This window comes from Kitasatospora sp. NPDC058444 (assembly GCF_042721415.1).
Classification (GTDB): domain Bacteria; phylum Actinomycetota; class Actinomycetes; order Streptomycetales; family Streptomycetaceae; genus Kitasatospora.
Genome location: NZ_JBHXLL010000034.1, coordinates 59,075 through 85,497, shown reverse-complemented (window position 1 = coordinate 85,497; position 26,423 = coordinate 59,075). Strand labels below are relative to the sequence as shown.

The window sequence follows — 26,423 nt, the reverse complement described above, 5'->3', positions numbered from 1 at the left end:
TCCTCCGGCAAGGGCGCCCGCCGGGGCGGCTCCCAGCCCGGGCAGGTCTCCCGGCCGCGCTGGGGCCGGCCGGCCCGTCCGGAGGCCACCGACCGCGACGGCCTCACCGCGCGCACCGCGCCGATCGTCCCGGGCGAGCGGGAGGACCGGGAGCCCGCCGGGCCGGCCGCCGGCAATGGCGCCGCGGGCAAGACGTCCGCCGGCAAGGCCTCCGGCAAGGGCGCGCCGAAGGGTGCCGGCAAGGGTGCCGCCCAGGACGCGCCGAAGGGCGCTGCCGGGGCCGGCCGGAAGGCGCCGCGCAAGCAGGCGGTGCGGCCGCCCAAGGCGCTGCGCGCCGGCGCCGCGCGGCCGTCGCGGCCCGAGACGCCGTCCGGGGAGCCGCTGGCCGGGCAGCGCTACGAGGTCGAGGTCGGCCCGGTCGCGCACGGTGGCGGGCACTGCGTGGCCCGGCACGAGGGGCGGGTGCTGTTCGTGCGGCACGCGCTGCCCGGTGAGAAGGTCGTCGCGCTGGTGACCGATGGGACCACCACCTCGCGGTTCCTGCGGGCCGACGCGGTGGAGGTGCTCGAGCCGTCCAAGGACCGGATCGAGGCGCCCTGCCCGTTCGCCGGTCCGGGCAAGTGCGGCGGCTGCGACTGGCAGCACGTCACCCCCGGCGGGCAGCGCAAGCTCAAGGCGGCGGTGCTGACCGAGCAGCTGGCCAAGCTCGCCGGGCTCACCCCGGCCGAGGCGGGCTGGGACGGCAGCGTCGAGCCGGTCGGCGGCAAGCTGCCGGCCGGGCAGGTGCCGGCCTGGCGCACCCGGGTGCAGTACGCGGTCGACGCCGAGACCGGGAAGGTCGGTCTGCGCAAGCACCGCTCGCACGAGGTGCAGCCGGTGGACCGCTGCCTGATCGCCGCCGAGGGCGTCACCGAGCTGGGCATCGAGGCCCGCGACTGGCCGGGCGTGGCGAGCGTCGAGGCGATCGCCGCGACCGGCTCCTCGGACCGCCAGGTGGTGCTCACCCCGCGGCCGGGCGCCCAGCTGCCGCTGGTCGAGCTGGACAAGCCGGTGTCGATCGCCCGGGTGGACGAGCAGGGCGACGTGCACAAGGTGCACGGGCGCTCCTTCGTGCGCGAGCGGGCCGCCGGGCGGACCTGGCGGATCAGCAACGGCGGCTTCTGGCAGATCCACCCGGAGGCGCCGGACACCCTGGTCGACGCCGTGCTGGACGGGCTGGACCCGCAGTGGGGCGAGAACGCCCTCGACCTGTACTGCGGCGTCGGCCTGTTCGCGGGCGCGCTGGCCGACCGGGTCGGCGAGGACGGTGCGGTGCTCGGCATCGAGTCCGCCAAGCAGGCCGTGGTCGACGCCCGGCACAACCTGGCCGCGCTGGACAACGTGCAGATCGAGTGCGACCGGGTCGAGACGCTGCTGCCGCGCACCGGCATCACCGCCACCGACCTGATCGTGCTGGACCCGCCGCGCTCGGGTGCCGGTCGCGAGACCGTCGCCCACCTGGTCGGCCTGGAGGCGCGCCGGATCGCGTACGTGGCCTGCGACCCGGCGGCGCTCGCCCGGGACCTGAAGTTCTTCCGCGAGGGCGGCTACCGGCTGGTGTCGCTGCGCGCCTTCGACCTGTTCCCGATGACCCACCACTTCGAGTGCGTGGCGATCCTGGAGCCGGCCGGGCAGTGATTCCGGGCTGATTCCGGGCTGATTCCGGGCTGACCCCGGGCTGACCCCGGGCGTCAGGAGTCACGGCAGGAGGCGGTCACCCGTTCGGGGTGGCCGCCTCCTGCCGCGTCCGCGGTCGGCTACTCGTTGTGCTCCTCCTCGTCGACGCTGTGCGGCAGGTCGATGCCGTGCTGGGCGGCGAGCCGCAGGAGCGCGGCGACCCGGCCCTCGTACGCCTGGACGCCGTCGGCGTCCTCCTCGGCCCGGGCCGCCGCGAGGTCCCGGCGGGCCTGGGCGAGCTGCTCGCGCAGCTCCTGGTCGAACATGGCTGTCATCGGTCGGCCTCCGCACCGGTCGGCGCCCGCTCGGGGGAAAGCAGGGGCTTTCAGCGTCCCGGACGGCGGGTCGGTCTTCAAGTCCCGCTCCTCCCGGCGGGGCGGGGCGGGGTGGGCCGGGCGCGGGCGGCCCGGACCGGGCGGAAGGTCAGGTGCCGGCAATGCGCTGGTAAAAGATGGTGCGCGCAAGGCCGTCGGGCCCCGGGAGAGGGCTTGACGAGGTCATTCCCCGGGGCGAAGGTGAGCCGCTGACATGTGATGTGTGCCGTTGTACCAGCGTGCCGTTGCGCCGGTGCGCCGTCGCACCGCCCGTGACGGCAGCCGCCCCACGCCGTCGGCCGGGGCCGGCCGGGTGCGCGAGGGGGAGCGTCATGGAGCTGGAGCTGCGGCACCTTCGCGTGCTGTGCGCGATCGCCGACACCGGGAGCGTCGGCCGGGCCGCCGTCCTGCTCGGCGCCTCGCAGCCGGCGACCAGCACCCAGCTGCGCCGGATCGAGCGCCACCTGGGTGCCCCGCTGTTCGAGCGCACCACCGTCGGCGTCGCGCCGACCGGCTTCGGGGCGGAGGTGGTGGCCGCGGCCCGGGAGCTGCTCACCCGCGCCGACGGTCTGGGCCGCCGCCCGGAGGTCCCGGCCGGGCCCGTCCCGCGCGAGCTGCGGCTGGCGGCGACCAACTCGCCGCTGCTGCCCGGACTGGTCACCAGGGCGCGGCACCAACGGCCCGGACAGCGCTTCACCCTGACATCGGTCCACCGCTCCCCCGACATCGTCGAGCTACTGGAGCGGGACGAGGCCGACGCCGCGGTGGCCGTGGACTACCCGGGCCGGGAACTGCGCCACGCGCCGTCCGTCGCGCACCGCGGCATCGTCACCGAGCCCGTCTTCGTCGCGCTGCCGGCCGGCCACCGGCTGCGGCACCGCACCGAGGTGGCGCTGGCGGACCTCGCGGAGGAGGAGTGGTTCCTGACCCCCGACGACGGGGCCGGCTGGCACGGCGTGTTCCACGGGGCCTGCGCCGCGGCGGGGTTCGCCCCGGCGACCGTCCACGACTTCCTCGGCGGCCGGCTGGAGCTCCAGGAGATGATCGCCGCCGGGCTCGGCATCTCCGTCGTCCAGGCCACCACCCGGCCGCTCGCCGAGGTGGTGGTCAAGCCGCTCGCGGGGACGCCGATCTGGGTCCGGCAACTGCTGGTCTGGCGGCCGGCCGGGGTGGGTGGGGAGGTGCTGGAGACGCTGCTCGGGGCGGCCGCCGCGGCGTACCGGGACCTGATCGCGGCGGCGCCGGGCTTCCAGGCGTGGGCCGCGCGGACGTACCGGCCTTAGCGGCCGCGGCGGGCGGTGTTATGGCCGGACAGGGCTATGTCATATGACCTGTGACATTGTTCTGGCCCTCCGCCGCTGGCAGGATCATGACGCGTTCCCCCCAACGCCTCGGCAGTCCTCCCAGCGCCTCCCCCACAGGAGAAGGACCCACCAGTGCGCCCACGGATACCACTCCCCACCCTGCTGGCCGGCCTCGTCGCCGGCTGCTGCGCCGCCGCCACGCTGCTGCCCGCCGCGGCCGCCTTCGGCGCCCCGGCTGCTTCCGCCGCCTCCGACCCGGCCGCCTCCGGGGCGAGCGCCCGGCCCGCGGCCGGCGCCCCGGCGGCCGACCCGGGCTCCGCCCTGCCGAAGCCGCTCGGCGCCTTCCTCACGGTCGACCCGGCCGAGCAGTCCCGTGCGGCCGAGGAACCCGCCCCCGTCGCCAAGCCGCTGCCCCCGGCGCTGCTCGGGCAGCTCGTGATGGGCCAGCCGGCCGGCACCGCCGTGCAGACCGCGCAGCGCCCGGCCGGGCCGAAGACGTCCCCGGTCAAGCAACCCCTCGCCGCCCGCGGTGCCGCCGGTGCGGCCGCCACCGCGCAGAGCTGCACCCCGGCCGACTTCGGCAGCCGCAGCGGGGCCGACCTGGTCTCCTTCCTGGAGGCCTCGACCCCGGACTGCGTCAACACGCTGTTCAACGTCACCGGCACGGACGCGGGCGCCGTCTTCAAGGAGGCGAAGATGCTCACCGTCGCCAACGCCTTCCAGAACGCGGCGGGCGGCTACACCGGCGACAACTCGACCGGCATCCTGCAACTCGTGCTCTTCCAGCGGGCCGGCTGGTACGTGCAGTCGAACAACCCGGGGGCGGTCGGCCCGTACGACGCGGCCCTGACCGGCGCCTCCAAGGCCGCCCTGGACGCGTTCTTCGCCGCGCCGCACCGCACCGACGTGAGCGACGGCAACGGCACCGTGCTCAACGAGGTCCTGGTGCTCACCGACAGCGCCAACCTCCAGGGCAGCTACCTGGGCGTCTACAAGCAGGTGCTGACGTCGTACGACAACTCGTACAACGCCTTCCCGAAGATGCTCAAGGCGGTCAACGCGGTGCTCTCCGCCCCGCTGTGGCGGGGCAACTGGAACCCCGACTTCGTCAGCGCGGTCGGCGCCGACCCGAGCATCGGCGCCACCCTGGGCGACTTCGCCCTGAACCACAAGGACCTGCTCGGCACCGCCAACGCCTACCTGGACGTCAACGCGGGCAACGACCTCGGCCGGATGGCCGGCGACGGCCCGGCGGTCGAGGCCGCGGTCAAGGGCAAGGTCAAGGCCGTCCTCGACGGCGCCCGGATCACCGGCGCCACCGGCCCGCTGTACGTCCACACCGCGTACCAGGCCAACAGCTTCGACCCCGGCCAGTGCTCGTACTACGGCACCTGCGACCTACCGGCCAAGCTGACCGCCGCGGTGCTGCCGAACCAGCTGGTCTGCGACAACCGCACCATCCTGACCGAGGCGCTCCCGCCCGCCGACCTGTCCGCGGTCTGCGCCAGCCTGCGCGGCGAGGACACCTTCTTCCACAAGCTGGTGAAGGACAACGGTCCGATCCCCGGCCAGTACGACAAGGAGCTGACCCTCGCGGTCTTCGCCAACCAGGCCGACTACCTGACCTACTCCTGGGCGATCTTCAACAACTCCACCGACAACGGCGGACAGACCGTCATGGACCCGACCGACCCGAACAACCGGGCCGTGTGCGTGATGTACCAGAAGTCCTGGAACGACGGCTTCACCGCCAACGTGTGGAACCTCAACCACGAGTACACCCACTACCTGGACAACATCTACGACCTCAAGGGCAACTTCTCCACCGAGATCTCCGTCCCGGACATCTGGTGGATCGAGGGCGTCGCCGAGTACGAGTCCTACGCCTACCGCGGCACCACCGACACCCAGGCGATGGCCGAGGCCGCCAGGCACACGTACAAGCTGAGCACGGTCTTCCAGAACACGTACGGCAATTCGGACACCGTGCGCACCTACCCGTGGGGCTACCTGGCGGTCCGGTACATGTTCGAGAAGCACCCGGCCGACATCGACTCCGTGCTCGCGCACTTCCGCACCGGCGACTACCAGGGCGGCTACGCGGTCTACAACGGCATCGGCACCCGCTACGATGCCGACTTCGACGCCTGGCTCGACGCCTGCGCCGGTGGCGCCTGCTACGCGGCCGGCCCGACCGCGCTGTTCGGCCAGACCGTGAACGGCCCGACCGTCACCCTGACCGACAAGTCCGTCCAGACCGGGCCCGGCCGGATCACCGCCTGGCACTGGACCTTCGGCGACGGCGGCTCGTCCGACCAGCAGAACCCGAGCCACACCTACGCGGCCGCCGGCACCTACACGGTCGCGCTGACCGTCACCGACGACACCGGCAGGACCGCCAGCACCCCGACCTCCGTCACCGTGACCACCGGCGGAGGCGGCGGCCCCACCACCCCGCCGGCCTGCACCGACCCGCGCACCGACGCGCTCGGCAAGAACTGCTCGCGGGCCGGTCTGGCGGCGACCGCCGGCAACCTGGACTACCTGTACGTCTACTTGCCGGCCGGCACCAGCACCCTGAAGATCACCACCTCCGGGGGCACCGGCACCGCCTCCCTGTACTACAACGAGAGCACCTGGGCCTCGCCGAGCGCGTACACCGCCTCGTCCACCAACCCGGGCACCACCCAGAGCATCACGGTGACCAACCCGACGGCGGGCTACCGCTACGTGAGCCTCTACGCGAACACCGACTTCAGCGGGGTGACCGTCAGCACCCAGTTCTGATCCGCGTCCCTTCCGGTGCGGGCCGGGTCCGTGGCAGCCGCCGCGGGCCCGGCCGTTCGCCGTCCCGGTGACGGCGAGGTTGCGCGGGGGCGTGCGGCAGGTGTGCGGGCGGTGTGCGTGCGCCCTTGTTGTGCTAGCACTTGAGCGCTAGCTTGAGCGGCATGGGTAAGAAGCAGCTGAACGTGCGGGTCGACGCCACGACCGCCGAAATGGCCCGGGAACGGGCGGAGCAGCAGGGGATCTCCATGAACCAGTACATCGAGCGCCTGGTCCAACAGGACATGGGCGAGTCCGGACGGGCCTTCGTGGACGCGGCCGCGCAGTTCATGAAGGAGTACGAGTCGGCCTTCCTCGCCGAGTTCGCGGAGCCCGGCGACCTCCAGGACGTGCGCCGTTGAAGCTGGAGGTCGACCTCTCGTGGCTGCTCATGACCGCCGAGCAGTACACCCCCGGTGACCCGCAGGTCACCGACTACGGTTCGCTGCTCGCGGCCGTCACCCGCCACCAGGCCGAGATATTCGACATCGCGGTCTACCCCGAACCGCAGGACCGCGCCGCCGCACTGATGCACCAGCTGATCCGGGTGCCCGCGCTGGAGAAGACCAACGAGCTCTTCGCGACCGCCGTCGCCTACGCCTACCTCGTCGCCAGCGGCTGCACCGTCGCCACAACCGCCCGCGAGGTGCGCAGCCTCTCCCGGGCCATCCGCGAGGGGCGGCTCGGGGTGTCGGGTGTCGCCGAGCGGCTGGCGGCCTGGGTGGTGGACGAGGCGGAGGGGGAGGAGGTCACCGGGGCGGACGAGGAGGACGAGGACGACGACTGATCGGCGCCGACCCCGTCCGGGTCCTCCGGGTCTTCCGGGTCCTCCGGGTCTTCCGGGTCTTCCGGGGCGTCGTGCAGCGGGGGCCTGCCGGACGGCGGACTGCTACTCGGCGGCGGGCTCCCGCTGCGGGGCGGGCTCCGCGATCAGGGCCGTCGCGAAGGTGCGGAAGCCGGCCCGGCGGTAGATCCGGGCGACGTCCTCGTCGGCCGCGGACAGGAACACCGTCCGAACCCCGTTCGCCCGGGCGTGCGCGACCAGGGCCGCGGTGACCGCGAGGCCGAGGCCCTGGCGGCGCGCGGAGGGCAGTGTGCCCACGCCGACCACCTCGCCGACCGTGCCCACCGGGTTGTACTGGCCCGCGCACAGCGCCGAGTCGCCGTTCAATGCGGCGGCCAGCACGGTGACGCCGTCGGTGATCCGCCGCGCGATCGGCGCCACTCCGTCCTCGGCCTTCAACGCCGCCACGCTCTGTGCCAGTTCGGGTGCGCCGGCCGTGCCGATGGCGGTGCCCCGGGAGCCGAAGGCCACGTGCGGGACGGCCACCGCTTCCGCCAGCTCGGGCGCGTCCGGGCCCAGCGTCCGCACCACGACCCCGTCGGGCAGCACCGGCGCGGGGGCCGGCTCGTCCTGAGGGCTCAGCACCAGCAGCGGGTGCTCGTGCACCGCCAGGCCCGCCGCCTCGACGGCCGCGCGCAGCTCGGGGTTCTGCTCGGCCACCCACTCGAAGGCCTCCGGCGCGCCCACCTCGCGCTGCCGCTCCAGTACCCGGCGGACGTCCTCGGCCGTTGCGGGCGGGCCGTCGTGGCCGAGGGTCGGGCGGGCGTAGTACTGCCAGCCGGTCTCGCCCTTGCGGACGAAGAGGGTCAGCGGGCCGAAGTCCTCGGCTCGGGCGGCACTGCGCGGTACGGCGTCGTAGTAGCGCTCGATCTCGTCGAGCAGCGGGCGGTCCAGGGCATGATCGGCAGAAGTCACGGCGTGCATCCAAGCAGGGGCGCGGGTGGGTTGCCACCGATTTGCGCGCGGTCCCGGCCGGGTCGGTTCGGTCGGGAACGGTCCGGTCCGGTTCGGTCCGGCCGTGATTGTTGCCGAACGCTTACCCGCTCGCAGCGATCTTGTGCGAACGGAGCGTGCATGCTGAAGCCTTTACAGCTCTGCCGAGGGGGACGGCGGACGTCTGCACTAGGCGAGGCAAGGGGGAAGACAGGCCCATGAGGCTCTGCTTTCTGGTGGAGGAACACTACCGGCACGACGGCATGCCGCTCGACGTGGCGCGCCAACTCACGGCATGGGGACACCGGGTGGACGTGCTGCGCCCCGGGGACTCGCTGCTGGCGATCTCCGAGGAGGTCCGGGCCGGCAGCCACGACGCCTGGGTGCTCAAGACCGTGTCCGGCGGGCCCGGGCTGACCCTGCTGGAGTCGGCCGCCGCCGTCGGCCTCACCACGGTGAACGACGTGCGCTCGATCCGCGGGGTCCGGGACAAGGCGCTCGCCGCGGTCATCGGCCGCACCCGCGGGCTGCCCGTCCCGGTGACGTACGCGGCCGCCCGCTGGGAACGGCTGGCGGAGATCCCGGCCACCGAGTACCCGCTGGTGGTCAAGCCCGCCGACGGCAGCTCCGGGCGCGCCGTCCGGCTGGTGCGCAGCCCCGGCCAGCTGCTGGAGGTCGGGCCGGAGCTGGCGGGGGAGGGGCTGCTGATCGCGCAGCCGTACGTGCCCAACTCCGGGACCGACCTCAAGGTGTACTGCGTCGACGGCGAGCTCTTCGCGACGGAACGTTCCTCCCCGCTGCACCCCGGGCAGGGCGCGCGCGAACGGCAGGTGCCGCTGCCGGGGAGCGTCGCGCGGATCGTGGCGCAGGTCGGCGAGGTGTTCGGGCTGGACCTGTACGGGGTCGACGTGCTGCTGGGGCCGGACGGGCCGGTGGTGGTGGACGTCAACGACTTCCCGAGCTTCCGGCAGGTGCCGGACGCGGTGGCCCGGGTGGCCCGGGCGGTGCTGCGACTCGCGCGCAGCGGGACGGCCGTCTCGGTGCCCGGCGGGCCGGTCGACCTGGTGCCCGCGGGGGGCGACCCGTACGGGCAATTCGCCTTCGGTGAGGGGGAGTTGCGGTGAAGGTCGGGCTGATCACCGGCGACCCGGGACATCCGCTGCTGGCGGCGGCGGCCGAACTGCTGGTGCGCCAGGGGCACGAGGTGGCGGCCGTCCCGCCCGCGGGGCCCGTGGCCGGGCTCGCCGACGTCTACCTGCTCAAGGCCCGCACGCCCCAGGCGCTGGCGCTGGCAAGCGAGTTGGAGTGCCGGGGCGCGCCGGTGGTCAACTCGGCGGCGGCCACCGGACTGTGCCAGGACCGGGTGCGGATGGCCGACCTCGCCCGCGCCGCCGGGCTGCCCTTCGCGGCCACGGACGAGGCCGGCCGGCTGGGCGAACTCGCCGATCCGGCTTACCCGTTCGTGGTCAAGAGCCGGCACAGCAGGCGGCACGACCTGGTCGCCAGGGTGGACGGGCCGGCCCGGTTGCGCGAACTCGCCGAGCGCTGGCCCGAGGAGCCGGTCGTCACGCAGCCGTTCGTCCCGGGGACCGGCTGGGACCAGAAGCTCTGGGTGGTCGACGGGCAGGTGTTCGCGGCCCGGCGGCAGTCCGAGCTCGCCACCGGCACGGGGAAGTCGGGGCGGGCGGAGGACTGGGAGCCGTCCGCCGGGCGGGCCGCGCTCGCGCTGCGCGTCGGCGAGGTGTTCGGGCTCGACGTGTACGGGGTCGACCTGCTCGACGGGCCCGCCGAGCCGGTCATCGTGGACGTCAACGCCTTTCCCGGGGTCCGCGGCCGCCCCGGCGCGCCGGAGGCGCTCGTGGCGCTGGCGCTGCGGGTCGGGGCGCTGGGGGTCGGGGCGCTGCGGGGCTCCGCGGGCCCGGCGTTCGCGGGACTCGGGGGCGGGCTCGGGCTCGGGAGGGGCGTGGGGTAGGGCCCGCTGTCCGGGTCGGCTGCCGGCCGGAGGCGGCGGGCCGGGGCGGCGGCCCCGCCGGGGTCGTTAGGCTGGCTGGCGCCCCGACCGGCCGGGGCGTACGGCGAGAGAAGACGGAACCTTGCTCCAGGACATCGAGCGCTACCTGGCCTGCCCGCACTGCGCGCAGGCCCTCACCCGGCACGACCGCAGCCTGCGCTGCCCGGCCGGGCACAGCTTCGACCTCGCCAAGCAGGGCTACGTCAGCCTCCTCGCCGGCGACGCCCACACCGGCACCGGGGACACCGCCGAGATGGTCGCGGCCCGCGCGGACTTCCTCGCCGCCGGGCACTACCGGCCGATCGCCGAGGCGTTGGCGCGGGAGGCCTCCGCCGTCGTCGCCGGTGAGTCCGACGGCCTGGTCGCCGACCTCGGCGCCGGCACCGGCCACTACCTGGCGCACGTCCTGGACGCCCTGCCCGGCACGGTCGGCGCGGCCCTGGACATCTCCAAGTTCGCGCTGCGCCGCGCCGCCAGGGCACACCCCCGGATCGGCGCCGTGGTCTGCGACGCCTGGCGTCCGCTGCCGCTGCGGGACGCCTCGGCCGAGCTGATGCTCAACGTGTTCGCCCCGCGCAACGGCCCCGAGATCCGCCGGGTGCTGCGCCCCGGCGGCACCCTGCTGCTGGTCTCGCCGACCGCCCGCCACCTGCGCGAACTCGTGGACGCGCTGGGCCTGTTGTCGGTGGACGAGGAGAAGCAGCGGCGGATCGACGAGAAGCTCGGGCCGCACCTGGAGCCCGTGGGGCGGCGGGAGGTCGAGTTCACCCTGCGGCTCGGCCCGCAGGACGTGCGCACCGTCGTCGGCATGGGGCCGAGCGCCTGGCACACCGACCCGGAGCGGCTCGGCGCCACGCTCGCGGAGTTGCCGGATCCGGTCGAGGTGACGGCCTCGGTCACGGTGGCCGCGTACCGGCGCTGAGCGCCACGGCGGGATGACGCCGGGCGTCACGGCGGGGTGATGCCGGGCACGGCGTCGGGGTGAAACCGCCACGTTGGGATGAATCTGGCGCGCAGGCACGTTTCTGCCGTTCTGCCTGCGGCTAACGTCCGACGGGTGAACCGCGACGCCACCAGGCCCGCAGGGCCGTCCCACCTCCGAGCGGGCGCCGCGCGGCCCGACCGGCCGCCCGTGCCGCGCCCCACCGTCGAGGAGCTCCGGCTCACCTCGTTCAAGTCCTATCGGCGTGCGGTGCTGCCGCTCGCGCCCCTCACCGTGCTGCACGGGCCCGCCGGCGTCGGCAAGTCCAACGCCCTCGACGCGCTGGCCGTGCTGTCCCGGCTCGCCCTCGGCGAGGAGATCGCCGACTCGCTGGACGGGCTGCCCGGGCGCACCGGCCCGCTCGCCGAGCCCGTCCGCGGCGGCCTGGACGGGTGCGTGCCGCACGGGCGGGACGCGATCATCCTCGGCTGCACCGTCCGCTCGCCGCACGGCCTGATCCGGCTCGACGTGGTGGTCCGCACCGACGGCCCGGTCCGGATCGCCCGGGAGTCGCTCACCCTCGACGGCCGGACCCTGATGGACACCGGCGAGCAGGACGTCCGCAACCGGCGGGTCAACGTCTGCTGGCACAACGACACCCGTCAGGGCGACATCCGGGCGCCGTTCCCCAGCGGCGCGATGATCACCGCGCAGCTGCCGCTGCGGGTCGCGGGTTCGTCGGCCGGTGAGTGCCTCGTCCTCGCCGCCACCGAGGACCTGCTCACGGCGCTGCGCGAGGTCTTCCCGCTGCACCCCGTCCCCGCACTGATGCGCGGCTGGGCCCGGGCCGACCCGCAGGCCCGGCTGCGCAGCAACGCCGCCAACATCTCCGCCGTCGTCGCCCGGCTGAGCAACGAGTGCCCGCGCCGGTACGGGCAGCTGTTGCGCGCCGTGCAGTCCGCCGCACCGCACCCGCTGCTCGGACTCACCCTGGCCGAGCGGGAGAGCGCGGGCGTGCGGCGGGTCCTCGCCGTCTTCGACGAGGGCGTCCTCGGGCGCACCGGGGCCGACCAGGCCTCCGACGGCATGCTGCGCCACCTCGCCTTCGCCGCGGTGCTGCTGACCGGGGCCGGGGTCCTGGACCTCGACGTGGCCGCCGAGGTGCCCTGGGCACACCGGCAGCTCACCGTGCTGGCCGAGGACCTGGGTTCCGGGCTCTCCGTCGAGCAGACCGCCACGCTGCTGAGGCTGGCCCGGGACATGGCGGAGCGCAGCCAGCTGCGGGTGGTCGCGGCCCTTCAGGAGCCGGCGGCGGCGCGGGAGGTGCTGGGCGGCGCGCCCGGGGGCGGGGTGGTGCTGGTGGAGTGCCGGCGGGATCCCGACTCGGGGTTCACGGTGCTGCGGCCGGAGACGGCGCGGGTGCCGGCCCAGGGCGGGCACGGGGAGGCCGCCGGGGAAGCGGCCGGGGAAGCGGTCGGGGAGGCGGAGGGCGGGGCCGGCGGCGCTGACCGGGGTGCGGGGGTGGGCGCGGGCCGGTCGGCGCAGGGGTCGGCGCAGGGGCCGGTGGAGCCGTCGGCGGCTTCGGAGGGGCCGGCCGGATCCCCGGCGGGCGGCGGCGCGTTCCCGGCGGGCGGTGGGACGGCGGGCCGGGATGCGGTAGACCTGGAGGGGTGAGCGAACGAGTGACGGGGCCGGCGGAGCCCACCGTGGAGGCCTTGCGGCAGCGACTGGTGCACTTCGCGGCGGCCCGGCGGTGGGAGCCCTTCCACACCCCGAAGAACCTGGCGGCGGCGCTGAGCGTGGAGGCGGGGGAGCTGCTGGAGATCTTCCAGTGGCTGACGCCCGAGCAGGCCGACGCGGTGATGTCCGACCCGGAGCGCGCGCACCGGGTGCACGACGAGGTCGCGGACGTGCTGGCGTACCTGCTGCAGTTCTGCACGGCGGTGGGGGTGGATCCGCTGGAGGCCCTGGCGGCCAAGATCGAGCGGAACGAGCTCCGCTTCCCGGTGCCGATGGACGCGGTCGACGCCGGTGAGAACGGGGTCGGCGTCAACTCGGACGTGGACGACCAACCCTTGTGAGGGATGGAAGTTATCCACAACCCCCGACTTATCCACAGCTTCTGACATCGTGGATGCGCGTCCGCGCGCTTCCTCGCACGCTTTCGCCGTGACCAGCCGTTGCCACTCGGACCGCCCCTTCCGGCGGCCGGGTCGACGGCGACAGCGAGCGAGCGAGCGAGGGGAGCGGTGGCCATGGAGGCGCTGCGACTGATCAAGACGGCCCGGCACGCCCTGGCCGAGGCCAGGCACGTACCGGACGTGCTGGCCGAGGCGCGGCAGGCCGCGCTGCTCACCGAGGCGGTGGGCGCCAGGCTGGCGGAGTCGGAGGACGAGGAGCTCACCGGGCTGGGGCAGCAACTGTCCGAGGCCGGGGCGCACGCGGCGGTCTGCCTGGACCGCTCCGTCGTCCGGGCCGCCCTGGTGAGCGGTGGCCGGGCCGCGCGGCTCACCGACCTGGGGGACTTGGCCCCGGCCCTGGGGGCGCTGGACGGGTTGCTCCAGGAGGTCGGCGAGACGCTGGTGGTGCTGGCCTGCGGGGCGGACACCGAGAGCCTCTACTGGACGTGCATCGACGGCGTGGACGCGGTGTCGGAGTGCAAGGACCTGACCGCACGGCTGCGTGAGGCGGCGGTCCGGGCCGGGGAAGCCCAGCCCGCGGCGCTCGGCGGGGCCGAGCGGGAACGGGAGCAGGTCGGCGGCGGGGCGCCGTTACTGGTGGTCCGGCTCGGCCCGCCGGGCGAAGCGGATCCGTCGGGCGGTCGCGGGGCGGCGAGCGGCAGTGGCTCGCCCTCCGGCGGCGGCCCGCCGAACGGCGGCCCGCCCGGGGAGGGCGGGCCGGCCGAGGAGGAACCGGTGGCGGGCTACCGGATGCCCGGCGTGTCCGAGGGGTCGGAGGTGTCCGTGCCGGTCGGATAGGCGGTGGAGCCGGCGCTTCCGGGGACGGAGCCCTGGAGTTCGGCGAGGTCCGCGGTGACGGAGGCGAGCAGTTCCTGCATCTGCTCCAGCAGGCTCTTGGGGGTGGCGGGTCCGGCCGAGGTGCCGTCGGCCGAGCCCGACGGGCCGCTCGGGAGCTGCGGCGTGGCAGATGGTTCGGACATGACGGGACCTCTTCGGATCGGTGGTGCGGTGTGGGGCGGCCGACGGTGGCTCGGACCGCACGGCGGGAGGCGGCAGTCGCCCGCCACCGGGGCACCCACCCCCGCCGTTGCACTCAACGAACCGCCCCGGACGCCGTCACCCGGACACCACTCGATGCGGTCCAACTCGGCTGCGTGGTAAGCCTCCCGGGTGAGCCGGGGTTGCCGTGGCGGCACCGCCTCGGCTAGGCGCGGAACGGCCCCGGGCGTCGCGGAACGGCCCCGGGCGTTGCGGAGCGGCCCCGGGCGTCGCGGAACGGTGCGCGATCGGCGGGGCGGAGCAGAGCGTGCTCGAGCACGACCGGAGAGGAGAGGGAGGAGGTCGAAGGGGGAGAACCCACCCCTTGCCACTCTCAACGTATAGCGCACGGGGGGTCTTGCGGCAAGGCCCCCGTGGTGGCGCACAATCGCAGGCCTCAGATCGGAGCTGATGCCATGAACAGCCGCGCCACCAGTGCGTTCGACCTTCCCGCCCGCCTCGTCGCCAAGGCCGACCCGGCACTGATCGGCGAGGACGAGCGGCACTTCGCGGCCGTCGCGGAGAGCCTGGAGGAGTCGGTCGCCGAACTGTCCGGCCGCCTCGACGCGCTGCGCCGCGCGCCGGGCGGCCTCGGCCGGGAGGCGATGGACCGGGACATCGAGGTGCACAGGCTGACGGGGCGGCTGCGCGCCCTGCGCCGCTTCGGCCTGGACCTGTGCCTCGGGCGGGTGGTCCTCGCGGACGACCCGGAGCCGGTGTACATCGGGCGGCTCGGCCTCACCGACAGCGAGGGGCGCCGGCTGCTGGTCGACTGGCGCTCGCCCGCGGCCGAGCCGTTCTTCGCGGCCACCCACGCCGATCCGATGGGCCTGGTGAGCCGGCGCCGGTACCGCTGGACCGGGGGCCGGATCGCCGACTACTGGGACGAGGTGTTCGCCGCCGAGGCCCTGGAGGGACACGCCGCGCTGGACGACCAGTCCGCGTTCATCGCGAGCCTGGGCAGCGGCCGGTCGGCCCGGATGCGGGACGTGCTGGCCACCATCCAGGCCGACCAGGACGCCGTCATCCGGGCCGGGTCCCGGGGCGCCCTGGTGGTCGACGGCGGCCCGGGCACCGGCAAGACGGTCGTCGCCCTGCACCGCTCCGCGTACCTGCTCTACTCCGACCCCCGGCTCGGCCACCGGCGCGGCGGCGTGCTGTTCGTCGGCCCGCACCAGCCCTACCTGGCCTACGTCGCCGACGTCCTGCCGAGCCTCGGGGAGGAAGGGGTGCGCACCTGCACCGTGCGGGACCTCGTCGCCGAAGGCGCGAAGGCCGGGGTGGAGGCCGACGCGGAGGTGGCCCGGCTGAAGTCCTCGGTCGACATGGTGAAGGCGATCGAGACGGCCGTCCGGTTCTACGAGGAGCCGCCCACCGAGGGGATGGAGGTCACCACCCACTGGGCCGACCTCCGGCTGAGTGCCGAGGACTGGTCCGACGCGTTCGACGCGCCGGACCCGGGCACCCCGCACAACGAGGCCCGCGAGCAGATCTGGGAGGAGCTGGCCACGATCCTGATGGACAAGCTGGACGAGGACGAGGGGGTCTCGCCCGAGCTGTTCCGCCGGTCGCTGCGGCAGGACCGCGAGCTGGTCGAGACGCTCAACCGGGCCTGGCCGCTGCTCGACGCGGCCGACCTGGTCGGAGACCTCTGGTCGGTGCCCGCCTACCTGCGGATGTGCGCGCCCTGGCTCGCACCCGAGGAGGTCCGCAGGCTCCAGCGCAAGGACGCGCCCCAGGCCTGGACGGTGTCCGACCTGCCGCTCCTGGACGCGGCCCGGCAGCGGCTTGGCGATCCGGAGGCGGACCGGCGCCGGCGCCGGCGGGAGGCCGCGGCCGCCGCCGAGCGCGCTCGGATGGCCGACGTCATCGGTGACCTGCTACAGGCCGACGACGACGGCGAGGGCGCGGTGACGATGCTGCGCGGGCGCGACCTCCAGGACACCCTGGTCGACGAGACGGCCCTGCCCGTCGCCGACCCGGAGCCGCTCGCCGGGCCGTTCGCACACATCGTGGTGGACGAGGCCCAGGAGCTGACCGACGCGGAGTGGCAGATGCTGCTGCTGCGCTGCCCGTCCCGGAGCTTCACCGTCGTCGGGGACCGGGCCCAGGCCAGGCACGGCTTCACGGAGTCCTGGCAGGAGCGGCTGGAGCGGATCGGGCTCGACCGGACGACGGTGGCCTCGCTGAGCATCAACTACCGGACGCCGGAGGAGGTCATGGCCGAGGCCGAGCCCGCGATCCGGGCCGCACTGCCGGACGCCAACGTGCCGACCTCCGTCCGCAGCAGCGGAATCCCCGTCGTGCACGGGTCGCCGGCGGAGCTGGACGCCGTCCTGGACGGCTGGCTGGCCGAGCACGCCGAGGGGATCGCCTGTGTGATCGGCCTGCCCGGTTTCGAGGCACGGCCGCGGGTCCGGTCGCTGACCCCGGAGCTGTCCAAGGGGCTCGAGTTCGACCTGGTCGTCCTGGTCGATCCGGAGGCGTTCGGCGGGGGCGTCGAGGGAGCGGTCGACCGCTACGTCGCGATGACCAGGGCGACCCAGCGGCTGGTGGTCCTCAGGAGCGCCTGAGGAGGCGGCGGCGAACGGATCGGGGATCGGGGAGTGGGACGCGGAAGAAGGGACCGGATGGCGAAAGGGGCCCGGCGCCGCTCGGCGCCGGACCCCGGCAGTCACTGCCCGCAGGTCAGTTGTGGGCGTGCAGGTCGGCGTTCAGGCCGCCCCAGGAGCCGGAACGGGCGATGACCTCGACCGCTCCGCTCTGCGAGTTGCGGCGGAACAGCAGGTTGTCCTGGCCGGACAGCTCGACGGCCTTGGCCACCGTGCCGTCCGGGGTGGTGACCCGGGTGCCGGCGGTCACGTACAGGCCGGCCTCGACCACGCAGTCGCTGCCGAGCGAGATGCCGATGCCCGCGTTGGCGCCGAGCAGGCAGCGCTCTCCGACCGAGACGACCTGCTTGCCGCCGCCGGACAGGGTGCCCATGATCGAGGCGCCGCCGCCGATGTCGCTGTGGTCGCCGACGACGACGCCCGCGCTGATCCGGCCCTCGACCATGGAGGTGCCCAGGGTGCCGGCGTTGAAGTTGACGAAGCCCTCGTGCATCACGGTGGTGCCGACGGCCAGGTGCGCGCCGAGCCGGACGCGGTCGGCGTGGGCGATGCGCACACCGGTCGGGGCGACGTAGTCGGTCATCCGCGGGAACTTGTCGATCCCGTACACGGCCAACTGGCCGCCCTGGGCGCGCACGGCCAGGCGGGCCTGCTCGACCTTGTCCACCGGGACGGGGCCGATGCTGGTCCACGCGACGTTGGCCAGCAGGCCGAAGACGCCGTCCAGGTTCTGGCCGTGCGGCTTCACCAGACGGTGGCTGAGCAGGTGCAGGCGCAGGTACACGTCGTGGGTGTCGAGCGGCTTCTCGTCCAGCGAGGCGATGGTGGTGCGCACGGCGACCACCTCGACGCCACGGCGCGCGTCGGCGCGCAGCGCCTCGGCCGCACCGGCGCCGAGCTCGGCCTCGGCCTGCTCGGCGGTCAGGCGGACGGTGCCGGCCGGGCCGGGCTCGGCCGTCAGCACGGGGGCGGGGAACCAGGTGTCGAGGACGGTGCCGTCGGCGGCGATGGTGGCCAGACCGGCGGCCACGGCGCCGTTCGCCGCGGAGGTGGATTCGAGCGAGGTGGATTCAGCAGTCACACCGTGCACGTTAACCAATGCGGAGCCCCGGTGCCGAACACGCCCACCGGGCGGACGCGCCGGTCGGACGTGCTGGTCGGCGGCCCGAGGGGCGGGAAAACCCGGTGCTCGCCGCCCCGGCGCTGGGCGATACTTCAGCGGGTGTTCATGTCGATCTCCACCACCGGCAGCGCCGCGGACCCGGCCACGGACCTCGGGTTCCTGCTGCACAAGCATCCCGACAAGGTCCAGCGGTTCACCACGTCGCACGGCGAGGCCCACGTCTTCTACCCCGAAGCGGGGGACGAGGTCTGCACGGCGGCGCTGCTGCTGGACATCGACCCGATCGCACTGGTCCGCAAGGGCCGGGGCGACGGCAGGGGGCGCGGCGGCTCGCCCGATTTCGCGCTCTCCCAGTACGTCAACGACCGCCCGTACGCCGCGTCCTCGCTGCTCGCGGTGGCGCTGCGGACGGTGTTCCGGTCCGCGATGAAGGGTGACTGCCCGGCCCGCCCCGAACTGCCCGGGCGGGCCCGCCCGCTGCGGATCGAACTGCCCGCCGTGCCCGCCAACGGTGCGGGTGACGGCGGCGGCCCGGCCCTGGTGGTCCGGCTGTTCGAACCGCTGGGCTGGCAGGTCGAGGCGACGGCGATCCCGCTGGACGAGTCGTTCCCCGAGTGGGGCGAGTCCCGCTACGTGCGGATCGCGCTCTCCTCCGGGACGGTACGGCTCGCCGACGCGCTCCAGCAGCTGTACGTGCTGCTGCCGGTGCTGGACGGCGCCAAGCACTACTGGGTCGCCCCGGACGAGGTGGACAAGCTGCTCGCCGCCGGTCAGGGCTGGTTGGCGGCCCACCCGGAGCGCGCGCTGATCACCCGCCGCTACCTGGCCCGGCGCTGGTCGCTGACCCGGGCCGCGATGGAGCGCCTGGAGCTGGCCCGACTGGCGGAGGCCGACGACCGCGAGGTCGAGGAGATCGACAACGCGGTCGACGACCGGCCCGAGGACGAGGACGAGGCCGGGGGCGCGGCCAGGGACGAGGTCAGTGACGAGGCCGGGGAGAGGTCGGAGCCCAGGCAGCCCTCCCTCGCCGAGCGGCGCCGAGCCGCGATCCTCGCCGCGCTGCGCGAGAGCGGCGCCGCCCGGGTCGCCGATCTCGGCTGCGGCCAGGGCGAGTTGATCGGCGAGCTGCTCAAGGACGCCCGGTTCACCGGGATCCTCGGCGTGGACGTCTCCGCCCGGGCGCTGCGGGCGGCGAGTCGCAAGCTGGGCCTGGAGCGGTTGTCGGAGCGTCAGGCGGCCCGGGTGACCCTGGCCCAGGGGGCGCTCACCTACACCGACGCCCGGCTCAAGGGCTTCGATGCGGCGGTGCTGTGCGAGGTGATCGAGCACCTGGACCTGCCGCGGCTGCCCGCGCTGGAGTACGCGGTGTTCGGCGCCGCCCGGCCGAGGACGGTCGTGGTCACCACGCCGAACGCCGAGTACAACGTCCGCTGGGAGACCCTGCCGGCGGGCGCCGTCCGGCACGCCGACCACCGCTTCGAGTGGTCCCGGGCCGAGTTCCGCGCCTGGGCCGGGAAGGTCGCCGCCGCGTACGGCTACACCGTGGAGCTGCGTCCGGTCGGCCCGGACGACGAGGAGGTCGGCGCCCCGACCCAGCTGGCCCTGTTCACCGCGACCACCGCGACCACCGCGACCACCGCACCCACCACGACCACCGCGCCCGAGACGACGCCGGCGCCGGCGCCCGCCACGACCACGACGCCCGAAGGAGGCGAGCCTCGATGACCGATGACCCGACCGACACCCCCACCCCTGGCGACGACCAGCACCAGGACCAGGACCACGCGGAGAGCACCACCCCCCGCCGCCTCCCCGTCACCGACGTCTCCCTCGTCGTCCTGATCGGCACCAGCGGTGCGGGCAAGTCCACCTTCGCCCGCCGCCACTTCCTGCCCACCCAGGTGGTCTCCTCCGACTTCTGCCGCGGTCTGGTCGCCGACGACGAGAACGACCAGTCCGCCTCCGCCGAGGCCTTCGACCTCCTGCACTACATCGTCGGCAAGCGCCTGGCGGCCGGCCGGCTGACCGTCGTGGACGCCACCAACGTGCAGCCCGAGGCCCGCCGTCAGCTGGTCGCGATCGCCCGCGAGCACGACGTGCTGCCGATCGCGATCGTCCTGGACGTCCCGCCGGGGGTGTGTGCCGAGCGCAACCGCTCCCGCCCGGACCGCCGGCTGCCGGCCCACGTGATCCCCCGCCAGCACCGCGAGCTGCGCCGCTCCCTCCGGGGCCTGGAGCGCGAGGGGTTCCGCAAGGTGCACGTCCTGCGCGGCGAGGCCGAGGTGGCGACGGCCGGGATCGAGCTGGAGAAGCGCTACAACGACCTGCGCCACCTCACCGGCCCGTTCGACATCGTCGGGGACATCCACGGCTGCCGCTCCGAGCTGGAGACCCTGCTGACCCGGCTCGGCTACACCCTCACCCGGGACGCCGAGGGCCGCCCGGTGGACGCCGCGCACCCCGCGGGCCGCACCGCCGTGTTCGTCGGCGACCTGGTCGACCGCGGTCCCGACACCCCGGGCGTGCTGCGCCTGGTGATGGGCATGGTGGCGGCCGGCCACGCGCTCTGCGTGCCGGGCAACCACGAGAACAAGCTCGGCCGGGCGATGGATGGCAAGAAGGTCAACGTCGCCCACGGCCTCCAGGAGTCGCTGGACCAGCTGGCCGGGGAGAGCGAGGAGTTCCGGGCCGAGGCCCGCGCCTTCATGCGCGGCCTGGTCAGCCACTACCTGCTGGACGGCGGCGCCCTGGTGGTCTGCCACGCCGGCCTGCCGGAGCGGTACCACGGCCGCAACTCCGGCCGGGTCCGCTCGCACGCGCTGTACGGGGACACCACCGGCGAGACCGACGAGTACGGCCTGCCGGTGCGCTACCCGTGGGCGGAGGAGTACCGGGGCCGGGCGCTGGTGGTCTACGGCCACACCCCGGTGCCGGCCGCGAGCTTCGTCAACAACACCGTCTGCCTGGACACCGGCTGCGTCTTCGGCGGCAGTCTGACCGCGCTGCGCTACCCGGAACGCGAGCTGGTGAGCGTCGAGGCCGAGCGCGAGTGGTACGCCCCGGTGCGTCCGCTGATCACCGACGCGCCGGGCGCCCGCGAGGGCCGTCCGCTGGACCTCGCCGACGTGGCGGGGCGCCGGATCGTCGAGACCGGGCTGTACGGGCGGGTGGCCGTCCGGGAGGAGAACGCGGCCGCCGCGCTGGAGGTGATGAGCCGCTTCGCGCTGGACCCGCGGCTGCTCGCCTACCTGCCGCCGACGATGGCGCCGAGCGCCACCTCCCGCCGGGACGGCTACCTGGAGCACCCGGAGGAGGCCTTCCTCGGCTACCGGGCGGACGGTGTGCGGCACCTGGTCTGCGAGGAGAAGCACATGGGCTCGCGGGCGGTGCTGCTGGTCGCCCGGGACGGGGCCGCGCTGGAGCGCCGCTTCGGCGTGGCCGGGCCCGGCGCGATCTGGACCCGGACCGGCCGGGCCTTCCTCGCCGACGAGGAGCTGACCGGCGCGGTGCTCGACCGGGTCCGGGCCGCCGCCGAGCGCTCCGGGCTGTTCGAGGAGCTGGCCACCGACTGGCTGCTGCTGGACGCCGAACTGATGCCCTGGTCGCTGAAGGCGGTGGAGTTGCTGCGCCGCCAGTACGCGGCGGTCGGCGCGGCGGCGGGTGCCGCCCTGCCGGAGGTGCTGTCCGCGCTGGAGCGGGCGGCCGGGCGCGGCCTGGACCTGGCCGGCCTGACCGCCCGCCAGCGGCAGCGCGCCGCCGACGCGCGGGCGTTCACCGAGGCGTACCGGCGCTACTGCTGGCCGACCGAGGGCCTGTCGGGCATCCGGCTCGCGCCGTTCCAGCTGCTCGCGGCCGAGGGGGCGAACCTCGCGGTGCGCCCGCACGACGAACACCTGGCCTGGATCGACCGCCTGGTGGCCGCCGACGTGCCCGACACGCCCGACGCCGGCACCGAGAGCCCGGAGCACCGCGAGGAGCCGGTGCTGCACCGTACCCGCCGGATCCTGGTGGACACCGAGGACGAGGCCTCGACGGCCGCCGCCACCGCCTGGTGGGAGGAGCTGACCGCGGCGGGCGGCGAGGGCATGGTGGTCAAGCCGCTGGCCTCGCTGGTGCGCACCGCGCGGGGCGAGGGGCGGCCGGGCGGCCTGGTGCAGCCCGGGGTGAAGGTGCGCGGCCGGGAGTACCTGCGGATCATCTACGGCCCGGACTACACCGAGCACCTCGACCGGCTGCGCCTGCGCGCGCTGGGCCACAAGCGCTCGCTCGCCCTGCGCGAGTACGCGCTGGGCCTGGAGGCGCTGGACCGGCTGGCGGCGGGGGAGCCGCTGTGGCGGGTGCACGAGCCGGTCTTCGCGGTGCTCGCGCTGGAGTCGGAGCCGGTCGACCCGCGGCTGTGACGGTTGAGGCGGGTTGTCACGGCTGTGACGGCCGTGACAACCGCTGCCGGAGGAGGGGAGTCCCCGCGTGGGCTCCCCTCTCCGGCACCGCCTCTGTATAGAAATTCCGAGCATCGTATAGACTTGCCGCTTTCCCGCAGTCCCGTCACCCCAGGAGCCCGGCATGGCCTTCAACCTCCGGAACAGGCACTTCCTCAAGGAGCTCGACTTCACGCCCCAGGAGTTCCGCTTCCTGGTGGACCTCGCCGCCACGCTCAAGGCGGCGAAGTACGCGGGCACCGAGCAGCCCCGGCTGCGCGGCAAGAACATCGCGCTGATCTTCGAGAAGACCTCCACCCGCACCCGCTGCGCCTTCGAGGTCGCTGCCGCCGACCAGGGCGCCACCACCACCTACCTGGACCCCACGGGCTCGCAGATCGGCCACAAGGAGTCCATCAGGGACACCGCCCGGGTGCTCGGCCGGATGTTCGACGGCATCGCGTACCGCGGCCACGGCCAGGAGGTCGTCGAGGAGCTCGCCGAGTACGCCGGAATCCCGGTCTGGAACGGCCTGACCGACGAGTGGCACCCCACCCAGATGCTGGCCGACGTGCTCACCGTCACCGAGCACACCGCCAAGCCGCTGTCCGAGGTCGCCCTCGCCTACCTCGGCGACGCCCGCTCCAACATGGGCAACTCGCTGCTGGTCACCGGCGCCCTGCTCGGCATGGACATCCGGATCGTCGCCCCGCGCGCGCTCTGGCCGACCGAGGAGGTGCAGAAGTCGGCTCAGGCCCTGGCCGGGACGACCGGCGCCCGGATCACCCTGACCGAGGACGTGGCCGAGGGCGTGGCCGGCGCCGACTTCCTCTACACCGACGTCTGGGTCTCGATGGGCGAGCCCAAGGAGGTCTGGGCCGAGCGGATCGAGCTGCTCAAGCCGTACCAGGTCTCCATGGACACCGTCCGGGCCACCGGCAACCCGGACGTGAGGTTCCTGCACTGCCTGCCCGCCTTCCACGACCTCGGCACGGTGGTCGGGCGGCAGATGTACGAGGCGACCGGCATGGCCGAGCTGGAGTGCACCGACGAGCTGTTCGAGTCCGCGCACTCCATCGTGTTCGACCAGGCCGAGAACCGGCTGCACACCATCAAGGCGGTGCTGGTCGCCACCCTCGGCTCCTGACCGTCCCCGAGGGCCGGCTCCGATGGCCGGCCCTGATGACCAGCCCTGACCGCCCCGGAGGCCGTCGGAGCCGCGGCCGGCTCCCCGACCGCCCGACTCAGTCGTCCAGCTTGACGCAGGCCACCCGGTCACCCGCCGCGTGCGGGCCGACCGGGGTGCCCGCGTGCAGCACCAGCGAGCGCGCCTCGCCCGGCCGCGACTGCCAGGCCACCGCGGTGGTGGCACGGCCGGCGCCCCGCCGGTCGGTGCGCAGCGTCAGCCGCAGCTCGTTCCGCTCGTTGGCGTACGCCGGGTCGGTGGACGGCTGCACCGGGTCGACCTCGTCCTGGTAGTGCGGTCCGGAGGAGGCCGGGTCGGCCCCACAGCCGCCGGTGTGCAGGTGCACCGGGAACTCGTGGTCGGGGGCGAGACCGGAGGCCGTCAGGGTGAGCGCCGTCCGCCCGGGCAGCGAGCGGTCGGTGACGATCCGGACGTGCGAGCCGTACGGCACCAGGTCGTCCGCGTAGCTGATCGCGGCCGGCGGGACGAAGGCGGTGGCCGGGTCGAAGTCGGCCTCGACGACGGAGACCGGCGAGGCGGCGGGGGCGAGCAGGGCCAGCGGCAGCAGGGCGGCGGCGAGCGGAGCGGTCATCGGGACGGGGCCTTCCACGTGCGGGGCGGGGGTCGTCCTGCTAACGCGGCCGGGGCTCCGAGGACACCCGCCGGTGGCGGCTCAGTCCGGCCGGATCCCCCGGATCTCGCAGCGCGGCCCGCTGGCGCGCATCAGCCGCAGGTCGGCGGTGACCAGCGGCACGCCGAACCGCTCGGCGACCGCGACGTACGCGGCGTCGTCCGGGGTGAGGTTGTCCTTGAGCTCCCAGATCCGGCCGAGCAGCGGCGCCACCTCGATCTTGCGGATCGTCACCGCGGCGAGTTCCCCGGTGAGTTCGGCGACCCGCTCGGCGGTCAGCTCCTTGGCCAGGTAGAGCCCGCGCAGCGACTGCATCACCTCGATGACGATGTGCTCGGGGGCCACCCACTCGCCGCCGGAGGCGAGTTCCGCGCGGGCCCGGATCCCGCGCGGGCCCTGGTCGGCGAGCGCCAGCACCAGCGCGGATGCGTCCACCACGATCATCTGTCGGCCCCTGCCCGTCTCCGCACGTCAACTCACCGGCCACGGTACCGGGGCGGCCCTCGGGCGTGTCCTCGGGATCCCCCTCGTCCCCTCGTCCCCTCGTCCCCTCGCACCCCGTGGCGTGGTGGCTGCGCGCTCCCGCCCTGGGCGCGCGGTCGGCCGCCCGGGCCCGCAAGCCGCGCCACGAGCGGGGCGGTCCGGCGGCCGGAACCCGACCGGGAGCCCGACCGGGAGCCCGGTCAGAACCCGGTCCGGAGCCCGATCAGCAGCCCGGCCAGCAGCGAGGTGGCGTTGGCGGTGGCGGCGGCCGGCCAGGGCAGCGGGTCGCGCGGGCGGAGCCCGGCGAGCGGGCCCAGCAGCAGCGCCTCGACGGCGCAGACCGCCGTTTCGCCGAGCGCGAAGCCCGTCCAGTACGCTGCCGCCGGCCCGTCGGTCCAGTGCCGGAGGGTCCACCAGAGCAGCGGGTGCGTCACCAGGTTGACCAGGACGGCGGCCGCGGCCGCCCGCCCGGGCCGGACCCGGCCCACGCGGACGAGGGCGGCGGTGTAGACGGGTGTCTCGGTCAGCAGGGTGAGGGCGAGGGCCACCGGGTAGCGCACGGCGGGGATCGTGCCACGGGGAGGGGGAGCATGGCGACCACGAGCGCGGGCGCGACCGCGGGCGCGAGCGTGCCCCCGAGCGCGGGCACACGCGCGACCCCAACCTTGACCACGAGCCCGACCACGAACCCGACCACGCGCCCCGCCGCCTGGCCCGCGCCCGGCCCGGCCGCCCGGCTGGGCGCCGCGCCGTTCGCCGGCTTCGCCCTGTCGGCCGTCCTCGCCCTGGCGCTGGCCCTGCGGGCGCCGACCGGCCTGGCGGTGCTGGGCCTGGCCGCCTTCGGACTGCTGCACAACGTGCTGGAGCTGCGCTACGTGGCCGGCCGCTTCGCGACCGTGCTGACCGGCCCGCTGCTGCGGCTGCTGCTGGCGCTGGTGTCCGGCATCGTGCTGTGCCGCCTGCTGCCGCCCTCGCGGGCCGCCCAGTCGGCGGAGATCCTGCTCGCGTACGGCCTGCTGGCGGCGGCCTGCCGGTACGGGCTGCGCGGCCGCCCCCGGCTGCTGTCGGCGGGCGCGGCGCTGCTGGCGGTGGCCGGGGCGGCCTCGCTGGCGTTCCCCGCCTACCACTTCGTTCTGCTGGCCCATCTGCACAACGTGGTGCCGCTGCTGTTCCTGGCGGAGTGGTCGCGCCGGCTGGCGCGGGGCCGGGCGGCGTTCCTGGTGCTGCAGTCGGTCTGGGTGCTGCTGGTGCCGGCCCTGCTGCTGAGCGGTCTGCTGGACGGGCTGCTCGCCCAGCGTCCCGGTGGCTGGACGGACCGGCTGGCGGCCGCGTACACCCCGCCGGCCCTGCTGACGCCGCAGGCGGGTCTGCGTTTCCTGGCGGTGTTCGCCTTCCTCCAGTCGATGCACTACGTGGTCTGGGTCTGGTTCCTGCCGCGGTACGCGCCGGAGGCGGCGGAGCGCTTCGAGGCCCGGGTGCCGGCCCTGCGCGGGGCGCGGGCCTGGGGGCTGGGGGCGGCCCTGGGGGTGCTGCTGGCCCTGTTGTTCGCCGTGGACTACGCCCAGGGCCGGTCGGTGTACGCCGCGTTGGCGAGCTACCACGCCTATCTGGAGTTCCCGGTGCTGCTGATGCTGGTTCTGGGCCCGGGAGCGAACCGGGCGCGAACGGAGGAGGAAGAGTGAGGACGATCCTGCTGGCCGACATCGCCCCCTCGCCGACCGGCGGTTCCGGTGGTGAGCTTGTGGTGGTGTTGCTGATGGCGGCGGCCGTCGTGGCGGGCGCGGTCTGGCTGATCAGGCTGGAGCGCAAGCGGCGCGGCCCGGACGACCGGTGAGCCACGGCATGCACTATGGTTTATCTCGACATCGAGATAACTGCCCTTTAC

24 protein-coding genes are annotated in these 26,423 nt (G+C 74.7%); 17 read left to right on the top strand and 7 right to left on the bottom strand.

Features of this window, described 5'->3' with window-relative positions; genetic code table 11:
* Window positions 1-327 precede the first annotated feature (327 nt).
* Window positions 328-1,677 carry a class I SAM-dependent RNA methyltransferase gene (locus ACFWP2_RS28795; RefSeq protein ID WP_380456699.1) on the top strand — a complete coding sequence of 450 codons (1,350 nt, stop codon included), beginning with the start codon at window positions 328-330 and terminating at the stop codon, window positions 1,675-1,677.
* 119 nt (window positions 1,678-1,796) lie between these two features.
* On the opposite strand, the gene ACFWP2_RS28790 is transcribed toward ACFWP2_RS28795, so the two are convergent.
* On the bottom strand, window positions 1,797-1,991 hold the full coding sequence (locus ACFWP2_RS28790) for a hypothetical protein (protein WP_380456687.1): 195 nt from the start codon (window positions 1,989-1,991) through the stop codon (window positions 1,797-1,799).
* Between the two features lie 371 nt (window positions 1,992-2,362).
* Here ACFWP2_RS28790 and ACFWP2_RS28785 point away from each other — a divergent pair, with 371 nt between their 5' ends.
* The 4 genes from ACFWP2_RS28785 to ACFWP2_RS28770 all read left to right on the top strand — a co-directional run bounded on the left by ACFWP2_RS28785 (window position 2,363) and on the right by ACFWP2_RS28770 (window position 6,944).
* Window positions 2,363-3,313, top strand: a complete 951-nt coding sequence (locus tag ACFWP2_RS28785; protein ID WP_380456685.1) for a LysR family transcriptional regulator — start codon at window positions 2,363-2,365, stop codon at window positions 3,311-3,313.
* Between the two features lie 153 nt (window positions 3,314-3,466).
* Complete coding sequence (locus tag ACFWP2_RS28780) at window positions 3,467-6,121, top strand: collagenase (protein WP_380456683.1); 2,655 nt, start codon at window positions 3,467-3,469, stop codon at window positions 6,119-6,121.
* A 161-nt stretch (window positions 6,122-6,282) separates the two neighbouring features.
* Complete coding sequence (locus ACFWP2_RS28775; RefSeq protein ID WP_355260484.1) at window positions 6,283-6,519, top strand: toxin-antitoxin system HicB family antitoxin; 237 nt, start codon at window positions 6,283-6,285, stop codon at window positions 6,517-6,519.
* Entirely contained in the window at window positions 6,516-6,944 is a 429-nt protein-coding gene (locus tag ACFWP2_RS28770) for a fic family toxin-antitoxin system, toxin component (protein ID WP_380456680.1), read from the top strand. The genes ACFWP2_RS28775 and ACFWP2_RS28770 overlap by 4 nt, the downstream gene beginning before the upstream one ends.
* Window positions 6,945-7,046: 102 nt before the next feature.
* Here the strand turns inward: ACFWP2_RS28770 and ACFWP2_RS28765 are convergent, their stop codons facing one another.
* Window positions 7,047-7,916, bottom strand: coding sequence for a GNAT family N-acetyltransferase (locus ACFWP2_RS28765; protein WP_380456678.1), 870 nt, complete (start codon window positions 7,914-7,916; stop codon window positions 7,047-7,049).
* Between the two features lie 236 nt (window positions 7,917-8,152).
* Between ACFWP2_RS28765 and ACFWP2_RS28760 the strand changes: the two genes are divergently transcribed.
* The 6 genes from ACFWP2_RS28760 to ACFWP2_RS28735 all read left to right on the top strand — a co-directional run bounded on the left by ACFWP2_RS28760 (window position 8,153) and on the right by ACFWP2_RS28735 (window position 13,845).
* Complete coding sequence (locus ACFWP2_RS28760; RefSeq protein WP_380456676.1) at window positions 8,153-9,058, top strand: RimK family alpha-L-glutamate ligase; 906 nt, start codon at window positions 8,153-8,155, stop codon at window positions 9,056-9,058.
* Window positions 9,055-9,906, top strand: coding sequence for a RimK family alpha-L-glutamate ligase (locus ACFWP2_RS28755; protein WP_380456674.1), 852 nt, complete (start codon window positions 9,055-9,057; stop codon window positions 9,904-9,906). The genes ACFWP2_RS28760 and ACFWP2_RS28755 overlap by 4 nt, the downstream gene beginning before the upstream one ends.
* A 121-nt stretch (window positions 9,907-10,027) precedes the next feature.
* A complete protein-coding gene (locus ACFWP2_RS28750; RefSeq protein WP_380456672.1) occupies window positions 10,028-10,867 on the top strand; it encodes a putative RNA methyltransferase in 840 nt (279 codons plus the stop codon).
* Between the two features lie 135 nt (window positions 10,868-11,002).
* Window positions 11,003-12,541 carry an AAA family ATPase gene (locus ACFWP2_RS28745; RefSeq protein WP_380456670.1) on the top strand — a complete coding sequence of 513 codons (1,539 nt, stop codon included), beginning with the start codon at window positions 11,003-11,005 and terminating at the stop codon, window positions 12,539-12,541.
* Between the two features lie 8 nt (window positions 12,542-12,549).
* On the top strand, window positions 12,550-12,948 hold the full coding sequence (locus ACFWP2_RS28740) for a nucleotide pyrophosphohydrolase (RefSeq protein WP_380456697.1): 399 nt from the start codon (window positions 12,550-12,552) through the stop codon (window positions 12,946-12,948).
* 174 nt (window positions 12,949-13,122) lie between these two features.
* Entirely contained in the window at window positions 13,123-13,845 is a 723-nt protein-coding gene (locus ACFWP2_RS28735; protein ID WP_380456668.1) for a DUF6099 family protein, read from the top strand.
* On the opposite strand, the gene ACFWP2_RS28730 is transcribed toward ACFWP2_RS28735, so the two are convergent.
* Complete coding sequence (locus ACFWP2_RS28730; protein ID WP_380456666.1) at window positions 13,791-14,027, bottom strand: hypothetical protein; 237 nt, start codon at window positions 14,025-14,027, stop codon at window positions 13,791-13,793. The two genes, ACFWP2_RS28735 and ACFWP2_RS28730, sit on opposite strands and share 55 nt — an antisense overlap.
* Window positions 14,028-14,501: 474 nt before the next feature.
* Here ACFWP2_RS28730 and helR point away from each other — a divergent pair, with 474 nt between their 5' ends.
* Entirely contained in the window at window positions 14,502-16,658 is a 2,157-nt protein-coding gene (helR, locus tag ACFWP2_RS28725; RefSeq protein ID WP_380456664.1) for an RNA polymerase recycling motor ATPase HelR, read from the top strand.
* 115 nt (window positions 16,659-16,773) lie between these two features.
* On the opposite strand, the gene dapD is transcribed toward helR, so the two are convergent.
* Window positions 16,774-17,778 carry a 2,3,4,5-tetrahydropyridine-2,6-dicarboxylate N-succinyltransferase gene (dapD, locus tag ACFWP2_RS28720; RefSeq protein WP_380456662.1) on the bottom strand — a complete coding sequence of 335 codons (1,005 nt, stop codon included), beginning with the start codon at window positions 17,776-17,778 and terminating at the stop codon, window positions 16,774-16,776.
* Between the two features lie 141 nt (window positions 17,779-17,919).
* Between dapD and ACFWP2_RS28715 the strand changes: the two genes are divergently transcribed.
* From ACFWP2_RS28715 to argF, 3 genes are all read left to right on the top strand, one after another.
* Window positions 17,920-19,545, top strand: coding sequence for a 3' terminal RNA ribose 2'-O-methyltransferase Hen1 (locus ACFWP2_RS28715; protein WP_380456660.1), 1,626 nt, complete (start codon window positions 17,920-17,922; stop codon window positions 19,543-19,545).
* Entirely contained in the window at window positions 19,542-22,220 is a 2,679-nt protein-coding gene (locus ACFWP2_RS28710) for a polynucleotide kinase-phosphatase (protein ID WP_380456658.1), read from the top strand. The genes ACFWP2_RS28715 and ACFWP2_RS28710 overlap by 4 nt, the downstream gene beginning before the upstream one ends.
* Before the next feature lie 163 nt (window positions 22,221-22,383).
* Complete coding sequence (gene argF / locus ACFWP2_RS28705; protein ID WP_380456656.1) at window positions 22,384-23,385, top strand: ornithine carbamoyltransferase; 1,002 nt, start codon at window positions 22,384-22,386, stop codon at window positions 23,383-23,385.
* Between the two features lie 97 nt (window positions 23,386-23,482).
* Here the strand turns inward: argF and ACFWP2_RS28700 are convergent, their stop codons facing one another.
* The 3 genes from ACFWP2_RS28700 to ACFWP2_RS28690 form a co-directional block, all read right to left on the bottom strand.
* On the bottom strand, window positions 23,483-24,016 hold the full coding sequence (locus ACFWP2_RS28700) for a superoxide dismutase family protein (RefSeq protein ID WP_380456653.1): 534 nt from the start codon (window positions 24,014-24,016) through the stop codon (window positions 23,483-23,485).
* An 81-nt stretch (window positions 24,017-24,097) separates the two neighbouring features.
* Entirely contained in the window at window positions 24,098-24,499 is a 402-nt protein-coding gene (locus tag ACFWP2_RS28695; RefSeq protein WP_380456651.1) for a type II toxin-antitoxin system VapC family toxin, read from the bottom strand.
* A 239-nt stretch (window positions 24,500-24,738) separates the two neighbouring features.
* Window positions 24,739-25,098, bottom strand: coding sequence for a hypothetical protein (locus tag ACFWP2_RS28690; RefSeq protein ID WP_380456649.1), 360 nt, complete (start codon window positions 25,096-25,098; stop codon window positions 24,739-24,741).
* Between the two features lie 105 nt (window positions 25,099-25,203).
* Here ACFWP2_RS28690 and ACFWP2_RS28685 point away from each other — a divergent pair, with 105 nt between their 5' ends.
* The gene (locus ACFWP2_RS28685; protein ID WP_380456647.1) at window positions 25,204-26,220 is read left to right on the top strand and encodes a hypothetical protein; all 1,017 of its coding nucleotides are present in this window, start codon (window positions 25,204-25,206) and stop codon (window positions 26,218-26,220) included.
* Window positions 26,217-26,372: a hypothetical protein gene (locus ACFWP2_RS28680; RefSeq protein WP_380456645.1), complete on the top strand. Its 156-nt coding sequence runs from the start codon at window positions 26,217-26,219 to the stop codon at window positions 26,370-26,372. Before ACFWP2_RS28685 ends, ACFWP2_RS28680 begins: the two co-directional genes overlap by 4 nt.
* The last annotated feature ends 51 nt before the right edge of the window (window positions 26,373-26,423 follow it).